Genomic DNA, 504 nt, shown 5'->3' with positions numbered 1-504 from the left:
ACACCAAGTTTACTTGGTCACGGGGTTCACCGACATGCGCAAATCAATCAATGGCCTAAGTATTATTGTCAGCGATACCCTATCTCTCGATCCTTTAAGCCAAGCGTGGTTCGTTTTTTGTAATAAACAACGCGATAAATTAAAGATTTTATTTTGGGATACCAACGGTTTTTGGCTCTATTATCGTCGTTTAGAACAAGGACGATTTCAGTGGCCAAAACAGACTAATGAACACACGGCTATGGGCATCGAGCAACGCCAATTACAGTGGTTGCTATCAGGGTTACCGGTCAGTAATCAAACACGGCACCCGACTTTATCGGGGTTATCGGTGATGTAAATTAATCAGATCGTTTTTTTTACTTGAACGATCTTTCCCATGTGTCATGCTATTAAAATGCCAGACACTATTCTCATCACCGAACTACAAAATCAGCTTGCACTTATGCAGGCTAAGCTTGATGCTTTACAAGAAGATAAGGTTGAAATGCAATCGCGGATTGA

General features: G+C 41.3%; 1 protein-coding gene. It reads left to right on the top strand.

Annotation, left to right across the window (positions count from 1 at the left end; translation table 11 throughout):
• Window positions 1-340 (top strand): IS66 family insertion sequence element accessory protein TnpB (gene tnpB / locus ACT3RM_RS18155; RefSeq protein ID WP_444511550.1); only part of this gene is annotated, 340 nt, incomplete at its 5' end.
• Between the last annotated feature and the right edge of the window lie 164 nt (window positions 341-504).

Source organism: Pseudoalteromonas sp. AOP7-A1-14 (assembly GCF_052376275.1).
In the GTDB taxonomy this organism is placed as follows: Bacteria; Pseudomonadota; Gammaproteobacteria; order Enterobacterales; family Alteromonadaceae; genus Pseudoalteromonas.
The sequence above is the reverse complement of the archived record's forward strand: the minus strand, read 5'-3'. Positions and strand labels throughout refer to the sequence as shown.